At 61.5% G+C, this 19,288-nt stretch carries 11 protein-coding genes; all 11 read right to left on the reverse strand.

Annotated elements, in window-relative coordinates:
• Positions 1-41 precede the first annotated feature (41 nt).
• Positions 42-1,352, reverse strand: a complete 1,311-nt coding sequence (locus PM3016_RS20270; RefSeq protein ID WP_014370739.1) for a Gfo/Idh/MocA family oxidoreductase — start codon at positions 1,350-1,352, stop codon at positions 42-44.
• 311 nt (positions 1,353-1,663) lie between these two features.
• On the reverse strand, positions 1,664-2,959 hold the full coding sequence (locus PM3016_RS20275) for an OmpL47-type beta-barrel domain-containing protein (RefSeq protein ID WP_014370740.1): 1,296 nt from the start codon (positions 2,957-2,959) through the stop codon (positions 1,664-1,666).
• Positions 2,956-7,899 carry a pectinesterase family protein gene (locus PM3016_RS20280; protein WP_014370741.1) on the reverse strand — a complete coding sequence of 1,648 codons (4,944 nt, stop codon included), beginning with the start codon at positions 7,897-7,899 and terminating at the stop codon, positions 2,956-2,958. Before PM3016_RS20280 ends, PM3016_RS20275 begins: the two co-directional genes overlap by 4 nt.
• Positions 7,896-9,140, reverse strand: coding sequence for an Ig-like domain-containing protein (locus PM3016_RS39985; RefSeq protein WP_238540265.1), 1,245 nt, complete (start codon positions 9,138-9,140; stop codon positions 7,896-7,898). Before PM3016_RS39985 ends, PM3016_RS20280 begins: the two co-directional genes overlap by 4 nt.
• A complete protein-coding gene (locus tag PM3016_RS39990; protein ID WP_238540266.1) occupies positions 9,137-10,240 on the reverse strand; it encodes a hypothetical protein in 1,104 nt (367 codons plus the stop codon). Before PM3016_RS39990 ends, PM3016_RS39985 begins: the two co-directional genes overlap by 4 nt.
• A 180-nt stretch (positions 10,241-10,420) precedes the next feature.
• Entirely contained in the window at positions 10,421-11,125 is a 705-nt protein-coding gene (locus PM3016_RS20290) for an aspartate/glutamate racemase family protein (RefSeq protein ID WP_014370742.1), read from the reverse strand.
• A gap of 13 nt (positions 11,126-11,138) precedes the next feature.
• Positions 11,139-13,154, reverse strand: a complete 2,016-nt coding sequence (locus PM3016_RS20295; RefSeq protein ID WP_014370743.1) for an alpha/beta hydrolase family protein — start codon at positions 13,152-13,154, stop codon at positions 11,139-11,141.
• A gap of 3 nt (positions 13,155-13,157) precedes the next feature.
• Positions 13,158-14,468 carry a Gfo/Idh/MocA family protein gene (locus tag PM3016_RS20300; RefSeq protein WP_014370744.1) on the reverse strand — a complete coding sequence of 437 codons (1,311 nt, stop codon included), beginning with the start codon at positions 14,466-14,468 and terminating at the stop codon, positions 13,158-13,160.
• Between the two features lie 187 nt (positions 14,469-14,655).
• Positions 14,656-17,334, reverse strand: coding sequence for an S-layer homology domain-containing protein (locus PM3016_RS20305; protein WP_238540267.1), 2,679 nt, complete (start codon positions 17,332-17,334; stop codon positions 14,656-14,658).
• Positions 17,335-17,461: 127 nt separating this feature from the next.
• Complete coding sequence (locus PM3016_RS39995) at positions 17,462-18,052, reverse strand: S-layer homology domain-containing protein (protein ID WP_238540268.1); 591 nt, start codon at positions 18,050-18,052, stop codon at positions 17,462-17,464.
• Positions 18,053-18,405: 353 nt separating this feature from the next.
• Positions 18,406-19,287 carry an ABC transporter ATP-binding protein gene (locus PM3016_RS20310; RefSeq protein WP_013918397.1) on the reverse strand — a complete coding sequence of 294 codons (882 nt, stop codon included), beginning with the start codon at positions 19,285-19,287 and terminating at the stop codon, positions 18,406-18,408.
• Position 19,288 lies beyond the last annotated feature (1 nt).

Here is a 19,288-nt window from a genome sequence, read left to right on the forward strand (position 1 = left end):
CATCCCTCATTCCAGTAGTTGATCGTGAACCGCCGATCGGTTTATCGGCTTTCCCTTGTCTGCGGCAGCTTGATCAGATCGTCCACAAGTACGGGCCGGCCTGTTCGGATCGCGTGATTGGCCGCGATGCCGACGAGAATGGACCGGGCTCCGTCTTCGTGATTCGCAGCCCTGTGGTAAGGATCATCGGCCGGCTCGCCGAACAGATCCCGGAGCAGTGCCGGATCGCCTCCTCCATGACCGCCCTGCCCCTGTTCCACTTCCACTTCGTACGGTGCGCCGAACATGGGCCAGATCCGCAGCGATTTGTTCTTGAGCGCGCCTTCGAGCGCTTTGTCCCCGCCTGAATTCACATAGGACTGCTCGATGATCTCCATCTCCAGCCGCCCCCTGCTCCCGTTGATCGCTATGCGGTATCCTTCCCACGGGCTGTATGCGTGCAGGGCATAGGTCAGGATGGCCCGGTTACGGTAACGGACCAGCACCCCCATCGTATCCTCAATGGAGATTCCGTCGCTGAAGACGCTGAGATCCCGCTTATAGCCGTCCTCGTGCTCGGCTTCCAGATACATCGCTTTGAGGCGCCCATTGCGGTCCAGATGCAGGGCGAACGGATCGTCCTCGGCCGCCGGATGCCCTGTTGCGCGGTCGTAGAAGCGGGTCACGCCCCGCCGCTCCGCATTCTCCCGCCCATAGAAGAGCAGGTCCCCGTAAGCAAACACGGAGTCGGGGGCCGAACCGATCCAGTAGCTGACAAGGTCGAAGTGGTGGGTCGACTTGTGCACGAGCAGTCCGCCGCTGTTCCGCTTGTCCCGGTGCCAGCGGCGGAAATAGTCGGCTCCGTGCTTCGTGTTCAGCAGCCATTCGAAGTGAACGGAGAACACCTCGCCGATGGCTCCCTGTCCGATCAGCTCCCGTACCTTCGTATGGTGGGGTGCATACCGGTAGTTGAATGCGACCCGCACTTTGCCTCCTGTCCGGTGTACGGCCTCCAGGATCTCGGCGCATTTGTCTTCATCCACGGTCATCGGCTTCTCGGTGATGACTTCGCAGCCCTTCTCCAGCGCCCGGATAATGTAGGTATGATGGGTGCGGTCCACGGAGGTGACGATCACCGTATCCGGCTTCTGTTCGAGGAGCATGCGGTCGAAGTCCTCCGCCTTGTAGGTGGCCGCCGCCGGGCAGCCGTATTTCTCCGTGAGCTGCCGGTTGGCATAGTCCATCCGGGTCTGATTGACATCGCACAGCGCGAGCAGCTCCGAGGTGTCCCTGTAATCGGTAGCGATCGCCGAGCAGAAGAATCGCGATCTCCCACCTGCCCCGACAATCACATAGGTTTTTCTGCGTTTCATGCGGTTCCTTTCCTCCTGTTCCTGTGCATAGCCTAACTGTAAGCTGTAAGCGTCATGCAGAGAAAAGGGCTTCTGTTCCCTATCTATAGGGCGATCGGCCTGGGATCATGACTCGGCGGACAAAAAAGAAGGATGCGCTGCCGATGATCCGGCAGCGCATCCCGGGAAAGAAGCGCGGCCCTGCCATAGTGCAGATTTCGGCAGGATCTTATGCGGCTGCCCCTGCATCCGCTGGGCTGCCGCGGCAGAGCTTCCCACTTTGCAGCGGAGATGCGATGGTTATTGCAGCCGGCTGTGGCTTGCTAATGGATTCAGCCGCCTTCAACCCGCTCCGCCATGGGAGCTGCCGGGGCACTGCCGGGCTCCCTTGCCGCATCCGGCATGGACGGAACCGCCAGATCAACCGAGCTTCTCACTTGGCGGCCTGCCGCGTCCAGCGCCGTGTAGGTAATCAGGTAGCGGCGGCCCGGCACAGCCCGCAGAAGGAAGCTTGGGTCGAAGGCGCCGATGGAAGCCCCTTCGATATCCTCCTCGGGAAGGGGAACGTCCGCGGTGATCGATTCCAGGGAGTAGGAATGAAGACCGGATTCGTGCTCCCCATACACCGAAGCCGTGACCGGGATCATCCGGCCGTCCGCAGGCCGCAGTATGGCAGGGTCCGTCACCACGCGGAGGCGGAGCACCGGCGAATCGGCTGCCGGTGCCTGTGCTGCCGGCTGACCGGTTCCCTGCACGAGACTCCTCACCTCTTCGGTGTTGCCGGCTTCATCGAAGCTCCGGTACTCGAACCGCCCGCTTCCATACACAGCTGCCGTAACCGGATGGGAATAAGCGTTCCAAGGGCCCCCGTCGATCCGGTAGACGGAGCGGGTTACCGACAGGTTATCCTCGGCCTGCAGCCGGATGGTCTGAGAAGGGGAACGCCCCTCAGCAGCCGGGCCCGCCGAAGGGGCAATCTGCGCTGTCGTGACCGGTGCCGTTGTGTCCAGCTTGACGGAAGCCGAGTATAGCCGAGCATTCTCCGCTTCACCACCAGTATGGCGGAATTCGATCCGGTGCTCCCCGTCCGTACCCAGGGTAAAGGGAGCGCCGTAGGACTGCCACTGTCCCTGATTGACCCGGTACTCCGGGGGAGCACCTGCATCCACCCCGGCGGCTTGGAGCGTGACCGTAACCGGTGTGACATACCAGCCTCCGCTGCCGTCAGGCTGCTCAGGCGACAGTGCCGCCCGAAGCTCCTCCGCAGCAGCGCTTCCGGCCGCCAGGGAGAAGGAGGCGGAAGCCGGCTCCGCACCGGCTTCGCCCCCTATCACGACACGATACGTACCCGGTTCGTGTTCAGCAGGCATATACCGGAACCGGAACGTGCCCCCGGGTCCCGTGAGTCCCTGGTCCATGTAGTCCAGCCGGTTCTGCGGGCCGCGGACCTGGACGGCGACCCTCGCCCCTTCCGCGGCGCCGGCTCTGCCCGAGATCTCAACCATGCCGCTGCTCCGGTCGTAGACAGCGATAACCTCCGCCTGTGCGGACGGCTCCGCCATCGCGGGGAGTATCGTCGCCGACCACAGCATCAGCGCTGCCAGCAGTGTACGAATGCTTCGTTTCACTTGCGTTCCTCCTCCCGCGCCGTGCGGATATTCGAGACGGGCTGCTTGCCGCTCAAGTCCTTCCATACGAAAGCCTTCAAGTGATCCCCGTCCTGGCGCTTCGGCAGACTCATCACTGCCCGGAAGGTTCTGGTCGCTTCTCCGGGTACCGTCTGCTCCATCAGGACATAACGGACGAGCCGGTCCTTTTTATCATAGAGACCAATGACCATGACACCGCTTTGCTCCACGGCGGAGTTGTTATGGAAGCTCGCTTCCACATAAGCGTCCTGCGGTTGCTTCCAATCCCGAAGCGGGCGTCCGTTCAAATCCGTAACCGTCATTTGGCTTACGGAAAATAAGCCTTTGCCCCAATCTTTTTGATACGTGAGGGTGTACGTATCCGTGGTGCCGATGCCGTAGAGGTCGACGGCCGACACCGTGATCTCATTGACCCCTTCCCGCAGGGTAAGCGGTACGTCGAACGGAGTATCCTGTGTGACCTGCTTCCCTTCCGCCACCGCCGTGCCGTTCAGGAGCAGCGTGACCGCCGCATCCTTGTTGACTCTCGCCCTCAGCACATAGGCTGGTGAGAGAACAACGTCAGGAAGCGGTGCCTCAAGTGCAATGACCGTAGGGAGCTTGTTGTACGTTACGGTGATCGTCCGGGTGTTGACCATTCCGCCATCTCCTTCCACTGTGGAAGCGGAGACCGTAATCACATTCTCGCCTTCCGTCAGGGGAACCTGAACTGAGAAGGCTTCCCCCGCCTGCAGCTCGGCCGGCTCCGATACGGATGCCCCGTTATTCTGCACGGTCAACCGCCCGGCGTCCGTCATCGTTCCATGTACGGCATACTTCGGAACCGTCACGGTTTCCGCAGACGGATTCTCCAGCGTGAAGGCCGGTGCCCGGTGGAAGCTCACGTCCGTGAACAAGGCGGCCGCCAGATAGTCGGAGCTGCTTGTCGATTTGGCCGCATCGACCGCCAGGCCCGCGTAGACTTCTCCGGCCCACGGTACCGCCGCCGATCCGATGCGGCCCCAGTTCAGCCCGTCCTGGGAGACGTAACCGGTCACAGTGCCGCCCTCCCTCACCAGCCTGAACCAGTAAGGCGCGCTGATCTGTTCCCCGTCCACGATCTGCTTCTCATAACCTCCGCCCTGCGCCCCGCGCTGCAGGAAGAGGGCATGGCTGCCGTGGTAGGTAGGATCCATACTCAGCGCCAGCATGACCGCAGGCGAAGCCGGATCGAGGCTCTCGCGTACCATGAGGCCCACCTTGAGCTGATTGTCGATCTCCGAAGCAAAGGCGGTTTGGGCCGTAAACTCAAAATTCCCCTGCACCGGCTGGTAGGCGAAGTGCAGCGAATCCCGGCCGCCCGCCCCGATCTCCCCGGACCCTTTAACCTTGATCCCCGCGTCGCTCACGCTTGCCGAACCCGGAATCGCGGTTGAACCGATATCCTGAGAGATCCATGGCGCCGCATTCGCGGGTCCGTTCACATGGATGATGGCCGCGGAGGATAAGGTCATGGTGCCGCCGGCATCCACAGCTTTGGCATATACATAATGCTGTCCCTCGGCCGCCTGCTTCCACGTGAAGGAATACGGAGCTTCGGCATCCTCGCCGAGGAGCCGGTCACCGTCGTAGAACTCGACCTTGGCGACCGAACCGTCCGCATCGGAGGCCCCGGCTTCGATCACGATGTCTTCGCCTGTCAAGAACTGGGCATGCATCGCCAGATTGGTGATCTCCACCTCGGGATTCAGAGGACGGGATGCCGCCGCAAGTTCATTCATGTACTTCTCGAGGTTCGTGAAGCCGTCTCCGGTGTGGTCCCCGTTCGCATCGGAAGCATCGCCCTCATTCAGTCCGTGCGCCGTCTCCCAGGCGTCCGGCATGCCGTCATGATCGCTGTCCGCCGGAGCAGCGGCCTCCGCCAGTACCGGGAGTCCCCCGTCGCTGGCGATCGTATTGACAATCTTGCCGGTGCCCTTCCTGATATCGGTCACAATGCGGGCATCCAGGGAGTCCCGCATGGGCAGCACGGCGCCCACCTGCTCGAGCACCTTCCGGTATGCGGTCTCGGCGCTGTCTGTCGCCACAGGACCGCCGATCGGGTCGGCCGCGTCCGGAACAACCGCCGGCTTCGTCAGCCGCGTCAGGGCGTCCATGCCGAAGTCCGGTACGACGGACTGCTTCCAGTTGTCGGCGGAGTGCTCCGGATACCCTTCGATGATGTTGCCCTCGATAAACCAGGCGCCGGCCATCTGGCTGCTGGGATTGACAATTCGCGTTTTTACGTTGTCAAAGGTGCTTGGTCCCGGTTTGTAATAGTTGTTGATCATGTTGATGCCTGTTGCTTGTTCTCCGCCGTAAGCGGAATTGCCTCCCCAGTTGTAGATCACATTGTTGCGGTAATCGATCTTGGTCGGAAAGTTGTCGGGATCGACCTGTCGGTCAAACCGGGGATTGCGGCTCGAATGGTTCACAATAAGATTGTGATGATACGTGACATTCGTGCCTCCCCAGATACCGCCGTAGCCGTGGGAGCCCTTGCTGTGGATCGACTGGTTCAGCGAGTTGCTCACCAGGCTCCACTGCACGGTGATGTTGCGGTGCTCCTTGAGCGACAGCGTCTCGTCCGAGCTCCAGCTGAAGGAGCAGTGGTCGATGATGATGTTGTCGCCGCCCACATTGGCCGTATCGCCGAGCTGGTTCACGCCCGCCCGGAAGCGGAGGTACCGGACGATGAGATTGTCTCCCCCGATCGTCACCGGATAACCGCTGATCGCGATGCCGCCGCCCGGCGCCGTTTGGCCGGCTATCGTCAGATTGTTGTTGGAGATTTTCAGTTCACTCTTGAGCTGGATCGTGCCGGATACCCGGAAAACAATCGTTCGGTTGCCTTGGCTGACCGCATCCCGCAAGGAACCGGGAATCGGCGCTTCCGGCTCCTTGGCGGCCGGATTGTAATCCGCCAGCGTCGTCACTTCATAGACCGACTGTCCCCTGCCGCCGGTCGCATACATCGCGCCGCCTTCTGCGCCGGGGAACGCGGGAACCCGCAGCGGGGCGTCGGGATCGACCCGCAGACTCAGCGTCCGCAGCGTTCCGGCGGTGCCGCTCTCGTCAAGCAGCCGGTAGTCCACCGTGTTCTCGCCCTTCGTCCCTACTTCAAATTCAGCCGCATAGGAGGTCCATTCCCCTCCGTTCACGCGGTACTGTACCCCGAACGCTCCCGATTCGTTATGGGAGACGGGAAGCGAGACGACCACCGGCTTCGTGAACGTGTCGTTCTGTCCGTCCGGCTGGGCGGGTGCGGTGACCGCCGTCACCTGCGGCATGGCCTTCGGCAGAACGGTCCGGCGCGACGGATCCCAGCCGCCGAACATCCGGGGGATGGTGAACCCGTTCGCCTCTTCCGCCGACATCTGGTGGGACATCAGCCGGGTGGATGGGTTCGCGCCGGCCCCCTGGCTGCGGTACTCTCCGAAGTAGGACGGCGGAACCTGCATTGTCGTCCAGCCCTCCGGGTGGATATGCTCGTCCATCCAGGTGTTGATATAGCGCACATTGGGATAATCCTGCCATGGGCGGCCGAGATAGTGCAGCCCGGCGGCGGTACTGTCCTTCAGCAGGCGGGAGTCGAGGAACACGAGGCCCGGTTCTTCCGCCCGCTTCGTAGCGGCGGCCGTGACGTAGCCGCCCGAATCCCCCGCGTTGATGCTGACCGCGTCGACGTGGTCGAACACGGCGGCCGTGGCCGGGCCGTAGATGAAATCCGTCCTTCCCAGAATGACGCTGTTGCGGAAGTAATGCCGGCCGATTCTCGGGCTTGCCGCGGGAATCCCCGTATACAGCGTATCCTGGTAGCCCGCCAGCTTCACGTTCTCGAAGACGGACTGGTCCGCATTCACCAGCACCGCCAGGGCCTGGCCTTCGGACACGGGAGCGTCGTTCTCAACGGTCAGGTTCGACGCGCTGAAGCCGTTCCCGGTCACCGAGAGCGTGGCGCCGTTCAAAGCGGAACCCGGCGAAGTCGCGTTCGAAAGGTTGTAAACGATCTTCGTCAGATCACGTCCTGCGCCGACGAGGCTGACGAGCGGCGAAGCGACCGTCACGCGCTCCCGGTAGACGCCGGGCTCGATGTACACGACCGTACGGGCCGTGTTCCCCGCCGGAATGGCGTAGACCGCCTCCTGGACGGTTGCATAATCACCGGAACCGTCCTGGGCAACGGTGATGACACGTGCCGGTACGGCCGTCAGTTCGTCACTCGGCGCGCTGTCACCGCTCGTATTGACCGCAAGGACCCGGTAGTCGTAGGCGGTACCGTTCACGACCGCCGTGTCCTTGTGTACCGCGGCGGTCAGTCCTTCGACCACCGTCTCATACGACCCGCTGCCTGCGGCAGCGCGCTGGACGGTGTAGCCGGCTGCTCCAGGTACCGGATCCCAGGTCAGGGTGACACTGCCGTCGGCAGCCTCGGCCGACAGCCCGGCAGGCTTGGCTGGAGCACCTGCCGCGGCGGCGAAAGGCCGGGCCTTCACCTGCCGGGAGATCATGCTCTCCCCCGTGCCGTCCGCCTCCGAAGCGGTGACGACGTAGTAATAGACCGTCCCGTTATCCACCGTGCTGTCCGTGTAGGAGAAGGACGTCAGCCCCCCGGCAACGGTTTCGTAAGGACCGCCGTTCACCAGAGACCGCTTGACGTGATAGACTGCGGCCCCGGGCACTCCGGTCCACGACAGGGTCACGGATCCGCTGCCTTCCACCGCCATCAGCCCGGCCGGCCGGTCGAGCGGCAAGACCGCAGCGACCTCCGCTTCAGCTGCCGAAGCGGTGCGGACACCGGACCCGTAAGGCAGCCCGCTCAAGCCCAGCAGAACGGATAGTCCGAGCAGCATAACGCTTTTCATCGATCCGCTTCTTTGATATGCATGCCGTTTGCTCATCGCAGCACCGCCTCCTCGGACAGCGGCTTCATGCCGTCCAGTCCGTCCCAAATGTAAGCTTTCATCGTATAACCGGCGGTTCTGGACGGCAGGACGAAGCCTGCGCGCAGGACCTTCGTCTCGCCTGGAGCAAACTCGGCGGCCGCCGCCGTATAGTCAGCCATCCGCTGCCTGGAATCCAGGAGAATGACGACCAGCATGATCTGCTTAGTCTTCGACGTCGTATTGGTGATGCTGCGCTCGGCCGCAGCCTGCATTCCCGGAGAGAGGGTCTTCAGTTCCCGGCCGTCAAGGTTAATGAACCGCGGTGTACCGGCCCAGAAGGTATAATGGACCTTCAGCTCCCGGACCGTCTTGTTCCCCACCGGGTCTTCAGCCGTCACGATGAGGCGGTTCTCCCCTTCGTCGAGCGGGAGGTCGAGCGTGAATGGCTCGTAAGCCGCTGCCGTAACCGTTCCGGCGATGGGCACACCGGCCCGGGTCACCGTCAAGGAAGCGGTTTCATTCACGCTTCCTTTCAGCTCGACCACCGGTGTCTTGACCGACGAAGGCAGCTCAGCCAGCTGCAGCTCGGGTGCGACCGGGTCATAATAGACGGCGGCTGTCACGGAATCGTACAGCAGGGAGCCCGGCCGCTGCGCACGCAGCTCCAGTTCATTCGGGCCAAGGTTCAGCGGTACGTCCAACTCGAAAGCCGTCCCGTCAAGTACCATGGCGGCCACCGGCGACTTGTGATTGTAGACCGACAAAGTGATACCGCTTTCATAAACCGAACCGGTAACGGTCACGGTACGCTGGTTCGACCATGGTGCGACCGGAGCTGTATGTAGTCCGACAGGCTTGCGCTCCGCGAGGACGAAGTATCCGATATTGCGTCCCGCGTTCACCTCATCCACGGTGTTGAGTCCAAGTGTGACCGGCGCGTTCACGGCGGTTTCTTTCCGGTAGAGCTTCATCGTGTACGGGTAGGTCGAATCCTCCAGACGGATGGTGTCCCCAATCTCGCTCCACCCCGCTTCAGGCGACAGCCAGGCCGGCAGCGTGGCTCTCGCATCCATCGCCACATACACCCGGGCCGCGTCGCGTGCGGTGAAGACGGCAAGCTGCGCCTTGTCCGCCACCTTCTGCGAATTGCCGCTCGGCTGGATCCAGTCCAGATGCTCGTACTGTGAAGGGATGGCGGTCACTTTATAGTCCCGCTCCGCAAAAGGGGCATCGCCGGGATGCAGGCCGGTCTTCACCGCCCACTTCGCTCCGTAGTAGGAGTCGAATACCTGCAGCCGCCGATCACGCTTCCTGCCGGGGAAGGCAGGCTGATGATATCATTCGGTGCTGCCTCAATGACCGTCGTCGGTCCCTCGTACATCTTTCCGTCGAGGTCCTTCAGCACGCTGCTGACGCCGACGATGTAGGTGCGTCCATTGACAATATCGGTGCCGTTCACTTTCTTGATCGATGTCCGTTCGGTGGGCAGAAAATTCGTTTTGTTGTAGACGGTCACGGTCCAGGGATCTTCCGGCTTCTCCTTGATCTTGATGTTATGCTGGGAAGCGTGCGTGACGCCGGCATCCCAGAAAATCGCGATTTCCTGGTTGCGCGGCACATAGTACAGGCCCGTCGGCGCAGGCGGCGTATCGGTTACCGGAGCAGCCTTCACGGTTACCTTGCGGATGTACAGCTCTCCGTCGCTCGGCGAGGTCGTCAGCTGAAGCTTGTGGATGCTCCGCACGCTGTCCGCGATGCCGATGCGGGAGAAGATCAGCGTGCCGTCGACCCAGACGGACACCTTCTGGGTCTGCACGTTCGCTTCCACCTTGAGGTTGTACCAGGTGCCGGGGGTGAAGGCGACCGAGCTGTCGGCCGGCCCGTTCTTTGTGGAGAAGAAGGCGATCTTGCCCCTGCTGGAGGAGAGGCGGGCGGCGAACAGTTCGGCTGTGCCGGACGCATCCCGGCCGATCAGGTTAAGATAAGGCTGCGTACCTGAGGCGGATAAAAAGGACGTCTCGAACGTAACGGTGCCCTTCTGGCTCTCGAACGTCTTGGACAGCTCCGCGAAGCTGCCTCCCGTCCCGCCCTTGACCGCCAGACGCATAACGCTGCCTGTTCCGCCCGGATCAGCGGCCGTCTCGGCCTGCCCCGTACCCGAAGCGGGAGCGGTGTATTGGTAGCCGAGCGACGCGGCGCCCGTTCCGGCAGGGACACCCGTGAAGTTATCCTCCACGAGCACGGATGCTGCCGCAGGTTCCGCCGCTTGTGTGCTTGCGACCGGCAGCGCCAGGCTGCCTGCCAGCAGGCTGAGGACCAGCATGGATCCCAGGAATCGTTGAATCGATGGACGCAACTCATGAACACCTCCAAAATGGAATCATTCCTTCGGCACCGCGCATGCCCCTGGCTCCCTGTTCGGAGGCCCCGATGGCTGCGGTGCCCTGCTGCCTGCTGCATCACCCCTCTCCCGGCCTAAAGCGGTAGAACCGGCAGGAACCGGTGAGAATGAAGCTTCACCGGTTCCTGCCGCACTCTATCCTATCTTTTCCGTGGTCTCCTGGCGCCCGGCTGCACGGAGCTTCGCCAGCTCTTCCTTCAGCGCGCGGACCCCGAACCTCGGGCTCGACAGCACCGGCAGGCCGGTCTCCGCCCGAAGCCGGTCTTCCATCCTCGCCATCGACCCTTGGGCCAGCACGAGCACATCCACCGTGCCGGCCGCCGACAGGGCGGCTTCGAGAATGAGGCGGTCGTGCTCCTCCGGCCGGCCGGACGTCAGCGCCTGGTAAGCGCCCTGCGCCAGCGCATCCACCACCTGTACATCCGTCCGCTGCTGCCGCTCCGCCTCGCGGAGCAGGAGCTGCCGGGTCGGCGCCAGCGTCGTGGGCAGCGTGGCCACCACCCCGATGCGGTTATACTGTCCGGCGGCTTCGCGGGCCATGGCGTCATCGATCTTCACGATCGGCGTCCGGAACATCGGCCGCGCCCAGTCCGCCGTCTCCCCAACCGAGGAGCACGTATTGAAAATCAGATCGGCGCCCAGATCTTCGGCATGCCGGTAGTACTGGACAAGCCTGCGCGTGACTCCGGGCGTAACGCCGCCCGAACGGATTACTTCCCCGATCAGGCTGTCGTCGAGGATGCTGACGATCCGGCAGTCCCCCAGCTCTTCCTTGAACAGCGGCTGCAGGCGTTCCGCCAAGCCCTGTCCGGTATAGATGGCCGCAATAACCCTTTCCATCCTACTCTCCTCCTTATCCTGCGGCGGGATGGCCTGCACCCCGCTGCCCTGTCACTTCTGCCGCCGCTTCCCCCAGCCTGCCTTCCTCCCGAAGCCACGCCTCGGCATCCGGCAGGTCGAAGTGCCGGAGCATGCCCGGCAGGATGAAGCTGAGCGAGTCCGTCTCGTCATAGAACGGCTCCCGGATCCAGCCTGCGAGGCTGTCCATCCGGTTCACGGTCTGTACGCTCCGGATCCGCGGGTCCAGCAGCGCCGCCAGCAGGGCGTAGATCCCGTACCGGCCGCTTCCATAGAGACGGATGTCCGTCATGTCAACGTTGGATAAGCCTGCGGCAAGCTCGACGGCGCGGAGCACGTCATAGACCCGAAGTGCGGCCATGCTGTCGCCGAGCCACATCAGCTCGTCGGTGAACTTGTCCATGAGCCCGAAGCGCTTGAAGGGCTTCTCCTCCGGATGATTCAGGTGCGGCAACAGCGCGCCGATGCCGGTCGGATTCAGCACCATGGCGATCCGTCCGGAAGCGCTCGTCTCTTCGATCCACTTCGCGTGCTCCTCGAGGCGGGCTGTGCCGCCGTCCCACACCGCGATCGTGACCGGCAGCCTGCGCTCCGCTGAAGCCGCTTCGAAGAACTGCAGCGCATGCCCGAGCAGGCCGGGCTGGCTCCACCAGACCGTGCGCAGCGCCCACATGGACCCGATCTCACCCGCTCCCGATATGCGCGGGTTGAGATCGCAGGGCTTGCGCCCGGCATGAACGCGCTCCCCCAGCCAGGCAAGCGCCTGCTGCTTGCGCACCGGGGCGGGAAGAGCCAGCCGCTGCGCTTCCAGACCGGCCAGCCGCTCTGCATTCTCCGCATGCACGTTCCTCGCGCCTGACAGCTCGCCGATCACCTGCCCGCTGCGCGTGCAGAGCAGCGCTTCGGCCGGCAGAAGCTCCACGGTCTCAGGAGGCTCCGCCGTGCGGCCGAGCAGGTGCTCGGCGAAGAAGCGGGCAGCCGCTCGGGCCAGCGGGACCGTGAACTTGTGTACGTTCACGTCCTCGAAGAGGCCCAGCTTCGCGGACGCTCCGTACATCTCATAGAACCGGCGGTTGACGGCCACCGTATGGCGCGGGCCTTCAATCGGCACCGAGTCATACGTGGTGGCGAGCACGAGCACCGGGCGGGGGGCCATAGCCAGCACGATGTCCTCGTGATCCAGCCCGTGCGCGGAGAAGCCGGGCCACTTCTGCTCCGCATCCTGCGCTTTGCCCGTCAGAAGGAAGTGCGGCCGGTTCATGATGAACCCGCCAGGCGCTGCAGCGGCGATCCGCCGGTCGTACATCATGAGGAGAGCGGTCTGGGTGCCTCCGCCCGAGTGGCCGGTCACGCCGATCCGCGCCGGGTCGACTTCCGGACGGCCCGCCAGATAATCGACCGCCCGGACGGCGTCATGCAGCATGTAGCGCGCGAAGCTGTCCCCGAGCGGCAGGCACTGCCGGCCGACATTCTCATGCTCCGTCACGCTCGTCATCGGAGCCTCTCCGGCCTGCGGATCATAGAAGCCGAAGCGTTCGCCCTGCCCGATCGGATCGAGCGAGAGAACGATAAGCCCAGTCTGTACGAGATAGTGGCATACGCTCTGGTATTCGTCGCAGTGCTTCGCCTGCTCGCGGTGCCCGCAGAGCACCAGTACGGCTCCGCGGGGCGCCTCCCCGGATGCATCGTCCGGCAGATACAAATTCGCCGTTGCATACACCTGCGGGCGTGGTTCGAAGATCACCTTCTCGACCCGGAACCCCTTACCTGTCGTGGTACCTGTCACCACCGGATTCAGGGGCGTATCCGAAACGGGCATGCCGCCCAGGCAGCGCTCGATTCCATCCCGGATCTCCTGCTGCCGGCGCTCCACACCGGCGGGGTCGGTGATGGCCTCCCGAGCCTGTTCCCCTTTCCTTGCCGCCTGCATGGCGGATTCGTAGATCCACCTCGGCAGCTGGCTTTTGACGTCAAAATGGGCGATCTGCCCCTTCTCCAGCTTGTCGTACAAGTCTCATCCCCCCTTGGTTTGCGCAGGCTCCGCAGCGGTGCCGAGCAGTTCGTTCAACCGGACGGGCCTGCCGCTCTTCACGGAGGTCCAGACCGCTTCGCCGGTCAATACGGATGCGGCCCCGGCCTCCGCACCGGCCAGAATATCATAGGAACGCAGCGGGTCCGGGCCGAGGAACAGATCCTCGAGCAGCAGCGGATCACCGCCTCCATGCCCCCCGGGACGGGGGACAACATGAATCGTTTCCTTCCCGCCGAACAGCGGATAATAGTCGATCGTCTGCGGAGGAACGGTGAACGCCGCACGCCCGGAGACGGTTTCCTGGGTTTCGATCCTTCCCCTGGTCCCGTTGATCGCGAGCCGGTAACCTTCATATGGCAGGGAGAAGTTGACCGAATAGCTGAGCAGCGCCCCCTTGTCGTACTTGACCACGGCCGAATACGTATCCTCGATATCGATGTCGCTGTCGAAAATACAGGCGTCGGCCCGGTAGCCGGTGTAGCTGCTCGGCTTGACCTCCACGTTCCCAAGATGATCGTCCGGCGGCTGCGTCTCCTTGCTCCGCGAGGACCACCGCATAAAGTAGGTGCACTGCGTCTTCTCTTGACAGGTCCCGCAGTGCCGCCCGTCCTTCGGCGATGGATTGAGTTCCCCCTGGGAACCATAATAATGGAGCGCCCCATATGAGAACGCTTCCACGGGCTGCTGTCCGATCCACCAGTTCACCAGGTCAAAATGATGGGTGCTCTTATGGATGGAAAGTCCGCCCGAGCGGCTGCGCTTCCGGTTCCACCGTTTGAAATAGCTTGCCCCGTGATACGTGTCGAGATACCAGTTGAGATCGACCGAGGTCACCCGGCCGACCCGCCCTTCGAGAATCAGCTCCTTGATTCGCGTATGTATCGGAGCATACCGGTAGTTGAAGGCGACATGAAGAGTCCCCCGGCTCTCCCTTTGGGCCTCCAGCACCCGGCGGCAGTCCTCCCCCGTTGTCACCATCGGCTTCTCCGAAATGACATCCAGGTTCAACTCCAGTCCCTTGACGATGTAATCGGCATGGGTGTGATCGGCCCCGGCGACGATGAGCACATCCGGCTTCGTCTCGCGGATCATGTCGTCGAAGCGTTCCGGCGGATAGACCGGCAGTCCGGCGAGTGCCGGAAACTTGTTGAAGCAGTTCGTAAAGCGAGCCGGGTCCGCATCGAGCAGCCCCACGATCTCGCAGTGCGCCTGGTACGTGTCGAGCATCGCACGAATGAACATCCCGTTTGCCCTCGCACTGACGCCGCAGATCACATAGCGTTTTTTGGCCACCTTGGACCCCTCCTGTCTCATAGCCAGTATACAAACGGACCGTGCGGTCATCAGCGGTGCATTCCATCCGGAATATAGGGGGATTGCGCCGTTGCACCGGGCATCGGAGGAACCACTCGAAGAGATACTTACGGCCATAAAAAAAGCCCCGCCGTATGTTGGCAGGGCCATCCGGTAAAGGACCGGATTAAGGGTAGAGAATGAAGCGTTTTTTCTTGATGCCGTGGGCGGAAGCGATATAGAGGGTAAACTCTTTGATGTTGTTCTTCGTCTTGTCGTCTCCGTTACGGACATACGTGATTTTGAAATCGGCGCCTAAGGAGATTTTGTCGCGTTTCGGATTGGTCGGATCGGTATAAGGCTCGATGTACTGTACATTGCCGATGAATCCACGCACATCAAGCATCGAGTTGTAGATTGGAAGATTCACGTCGATATCATGGCCGTATTGGTCCCGGATCTGGAAGTTATTATTCTTCGGTCCGAGCAGTTCAGGATCCCATATGGTCCGTCCGTTCCAATCCAACGTGCTGCCGTTTTTCTTCACGGCATCACTGTCGTTCATTTTGGATTCCTTGACATACAGATCATCAGCATTCACTACGACATCCTTGGAAATCGACCGGATCTCCCCGTCAAATCCTTCGAAGAATACAGTGACTTTGGCTTTGCCGCTTTCCAGCCCGATGATCTTGTTGCTGTTGTTATGACCGATCACTTTGGTCGCATTGGAAGTGATCCCGAGGACCGGCGGTTTGGGCTTGTATTCCGTACCGAGCGCATTCTTGGAGCGAACCTCCAGCTCGGCTCCGAATGCCTTGTAATAATTCATGATATAAGTCGCATCCGTCACACTGCTGATCATATTGCGGTCATAGAGCGCTCTCCCCGCTGCAAACAGGGAATCTTCCACATCCAGTACATAATCGATGTAGGCCGTCTTAGGATTCACCACTTCTGCGGTTGAGCTAATTGAGCTTAACGTACGGATGACGTTCTGTCCGCCTTCCTCCACCTCTACGAGCGAAGCGGTCAGCTGATAGCTGCCCTCCTTGGTAAGAGAGCCGACGTATTTTATTTCACGTGAGTGAAAATCCTTCAGCTCGAACCTGCGGTTGGAATACACATCGTTCATCACCGACTTGTTATTTACCTTTACATCCCTTACTGCACCAGGCTCGCCGCTGGTCCGTTCTAATTTTAGATCGACCTTGAAGTTCGTATTCTCCGGACCGAAATCATCTCCATACTGATCGACAACTTTGAACGTAGGTCCGGCTTCCGTATTTTGAAAAATCGAGTAATGAAGAGGTTTCGGAACTTTTTCATCCGTATCCTCATTTGTATCCGTTCCGGTCACAATCGCATTCGGCACCCGCTTCTCGCGCACATCCAGCTTCAGCGTCTCGAATTTGTTCAGCTCCACCAGATGCACGATGACCGAACCAGGGCCTCTGCCCTTGATTTCTTTGATGCGGATTAGGCCTTCCTCACCGTCGTCAGCCTTAATATCAATCTTTAGGTTGCCTACGGTCCGCCCTGAGCTGTCGGTACGTACAGGTGCATTAGACTCCAGAACGAGCGGTCCGGTGGACGAGATTCGCAGCTGCCCTTCGACCTCCGCATACACGATCTCATTGACGGTTAACGTATAGCCCGAAGCGTCCTTGACCCGCAGCTCGACATGTTTGTCCACATCGCCGTCGGCCAGCGTTTTGTCCCAAGCGTAGAATTCAACCGAGGCAGGCGTCTTTGGTGCGGCTACCTTCAGGGTCTTGGTAACCTCCTGACCGCCTCCGGGACCGAAAAGGTGCACAGTCACTTCCTTGTCGGTCTTCAGCTTCGGAAAGGCCACCAGCTGAAGCTCGGGATATCCGTCATTGTTGATATCCTGGAAGTTATTTACGCTCTTGTCGTAGTTGATGACATCTCCCGGATTCATGAAGACCACGATGCCTGTACCGCTGTTCAGCACTCCAGGGTCGACCACGCGGTTGCCGTACTGATCCCAGGCCTGGAAGTCGAGGAAGGCCCGGAAGCCGGTCTTGAAGATGGACTGGCCGTCGTTGAACTTCAGCTCGCCTACCTCCAGCTTCGTGACGCGGGGCTTATCGCCGACCGTGAATGTTTTCTGCGCCGACTGGGCATTCTTGTGGTCCAGGAGGGAGACGAACACCTGGCTGCCGGGCAGTTCGTCTGTCAGATCCACGATGAGATAACGGCTTCCCGGCACCATGATCGGAGCACTGTTCTTGGCACCGACCAGGATGTTCACGTTGCTCGCCTTCAAGGTCGTCTCTTCCTTGTATTGGTTGACGGCCTTATAGGGAACGATCGCTTTGGATTGAGGCAGTGTGTCCGAAGGCGCCGTGATCTCGATTTTCTCGATCCGCTCCTCCTCCGCCTCGAACTCGAACACCTTGACGTTCATCTGATCGTCCGGCAATCCCGTCAGTTCAACGATGTAAGCGCCCTTCTCCAGCTTCTCATCCAGCTCCATCGTCGCTTCCGTCAATTTCTCGTCGGTCCACTGGACGAAGGCCGGAAGCGGCTTGATCTCTTCGGGTTCCTCCGAGTCGTCATCGTCTTCGTCGTCTTCCTTGAGACCTTTTCTCGTAATCTTGAGCTCGGCGGTCGTGTCGACAGTGCGGTCCAGCTTGACGGATACGACGTTCGACTTGATCGCCTTGACTTCAACGATCGAGACCTTGTCCGGCTGCTCCCCTTCCTCTTCGGCTTCCTCGCCGTCCTTGCCTTCGGCAGGCTGGACGATTTCATAAGCGGCCAGGGCCAGCGTTTTCCGCGTTGCAGGCTCTGTGCCACCGAAAGTACCGTCCGCCAGCAGCGGGATCAGCTTCTTCTCCACGGCGAGGGCGGCATAGCCTGCGGCCCAATCGCTGATGGAGTCATCCTCGAGAGCAGCGGCCGCTTCGGCTTCCTTCTCGAGACCGAGACCCCGGACCAGGAAGGCGGCAAGCTCCTGCCGTGTGACCTCACCGGATGGGTTGTACCGCTTGCCATCCGCGCCCGTGCCGGTGGTCCAGCCCCGCTTCCTTCAACGCTTCGATGTAAGGCAGCGCATACGAGTGAACGGGATCCTCCGCGAGCACATCGAGGAAGCTGGACTGCCGCAGTGTGGAGTCGACCTCCAGCTTGAAGACCAGGGCTGCAATTTTGGCGAACTGGGCACGGTTCAGCTTCTCGTCCGGGCCGAATGCCTCTTCAGAGATGCCGTCGAAGATCCCGTGGTCGACCAGCGCTTCGATGCGTTTCTTCTCCTCCGCCGGCAGTTCTTCCAGGTCCTTGAACAGCGACGGTGCCTCGATATCCTCTGCATCCTCCGCTTTCTCAGCCTCCGGCTTGTCTGCCTTCTCCTCTGCAGCCTCTTCCCCTTCTTCCTCAGGGGCGTCCTCCGGTTCCTGCTGTTCGCTCTCCCCGCTGTTCTGCTCCTGATCCTGCTGCTGCACCGCCTCCGCCTGCATGCCTTGAGCTGGCTGTGTGCCAGTCTCCGCCGCAGCGAGCGGGGTCAGCAAACATGAAAAGAGCAGCGTGAAGGAAACCAATGATGAGACCTCTTTGATCAAACCCTGCACCTCCTGTTATGAAAATGATATGTATGCGCTTACTTAACTGTAATCTATGGTGCGGACAGGATCACGGGGGGGTTACGGCCACTTTATAGGGGATTTCCGCTATCGTCCATTTTCTTAAGGGCCATATTGCTTACCGCGCAAAACGGGGCGATGGGGGCGGACTGACGGAGCCTTCATGCATGAAACAAATGCGGATACGACATTGTCTTCCTGCCCCGTCCCATGGCCCCCATGCTGCCACCGCCTTCACGCCTGCTTCGGCGGCAGCAGCACGATCCACAGTTCAACATCCCCAACCGCACCTGCCCCACTGCCTCTCGGATGCCCAGCCACCGCCTTCACACCTACTTCGGCGGCAGAAGAACGATCCGCCCGTTCTCCATCACAACCTGCACTTTGCCCGACTGCTTCACGCCGGTCGTCTCCAGGAAGCCGGCCGGGATCTGGACGCGGCCCGCCTGGTCCAGGATCGCATACTCCACATGCGATTCCTCTTCCCCGGCAGCCCCCTCTTCCACCGGCAGCTCATCCGTGCCCTCCTCCGGCACACGGCGGCGCAGCATCTCCGATGACGTCTTCCCGTCACGGATCGCCACCACGCGGTCGACCTTCTTCGCGAGCTGCGGGTCGTGAGTGACAATCACGACGGTCAGCCCGAGGGACCGGGACAGATGGCGGAACAGGTCCAGGATCGTGTTCGCCATCGCCGTATCGACGGAGCCGGTCGGTTCGTCGGCGAGCAGCAGCTTCGGCGAATTCGCGAGCGCAATGGCGATGGCCACCCGCTGCTGCTCCCCGCCCGAGAGCTGGTTCAGCCGGTTGTTCACCCGGTGGCTGAGGCCCACCGCCTCCAGCAGCTCCCTGGCCCGCTCCCGCCGGCGCCTGCCCTGCAGCAGCATCGGCAGCTCGACATTCTGCAGAGCCGTCAGGTAGGGAATAAGATTGCGGGCATTATTCTGCCAGACGAAGCCAACGGTTTCGCGCTTGTAGCGGATGAGATCCTTCTCCGACATCGTGAGAAGATCCCTTCCGTCCACCAGCAGGCGTCCGGCCGAGGGCCGGTCGAGCCCGCCCAGCATGTTGAGCAGCGTCGATTTGCCGCTGCCGCTGCTGCCGATGATCGCCATGAGCTCGCCAGCGGCCACCTGCAGATCCAAGCCCTGCAGGGCGACGACTTCGAGATCGGCGATCTTGTAGATTTTGACCAGGTTGTCGCATTGAATCATC

It is taken from the genome of Paenibacillus mucilaginosus 3016, from assembly GCF_000250655.1.
Lineage (GTDB): Bacteria > Bacillota > Bacilli > Paenibacillales > NBRC-103111 > Paenibacillus_G > Paenibacillus_G mucilaginosus.

Excerpts from the sequence above, each read along its gene's own strand:
- PM3016_RS20270 (WP_014370739.1), bottom strand. The coding sequence starts at position 1,352 with ATGAAACGCAGAAAAACCTATGTGATTGTCGGGGCAGGTGGGAGATCG.
- PM3016_RS20280 (WP_014370741.1), bottom strand. The coding sequence starts at position 7,899 with ATGAGCAAACGGCATGCATATCAAAGAAGCGGATCGATGAAAAGCGTT.
- PM3016_RS20290 (WP_014370742.1), bottom strand. The coding sequence starts at position 11,125 with ATGGAAAGGGTTATTGCGGCCATCTATACCGGACAGGGCTTGGCGGAA.
- PM3016_RS20310 (WP_013918397.1), bottom strand. The coding sequence starts at position 19,287 with ATGATTCAATGCGACAACCTGGTCAAAATCTACAAGATCGCCGATCTC.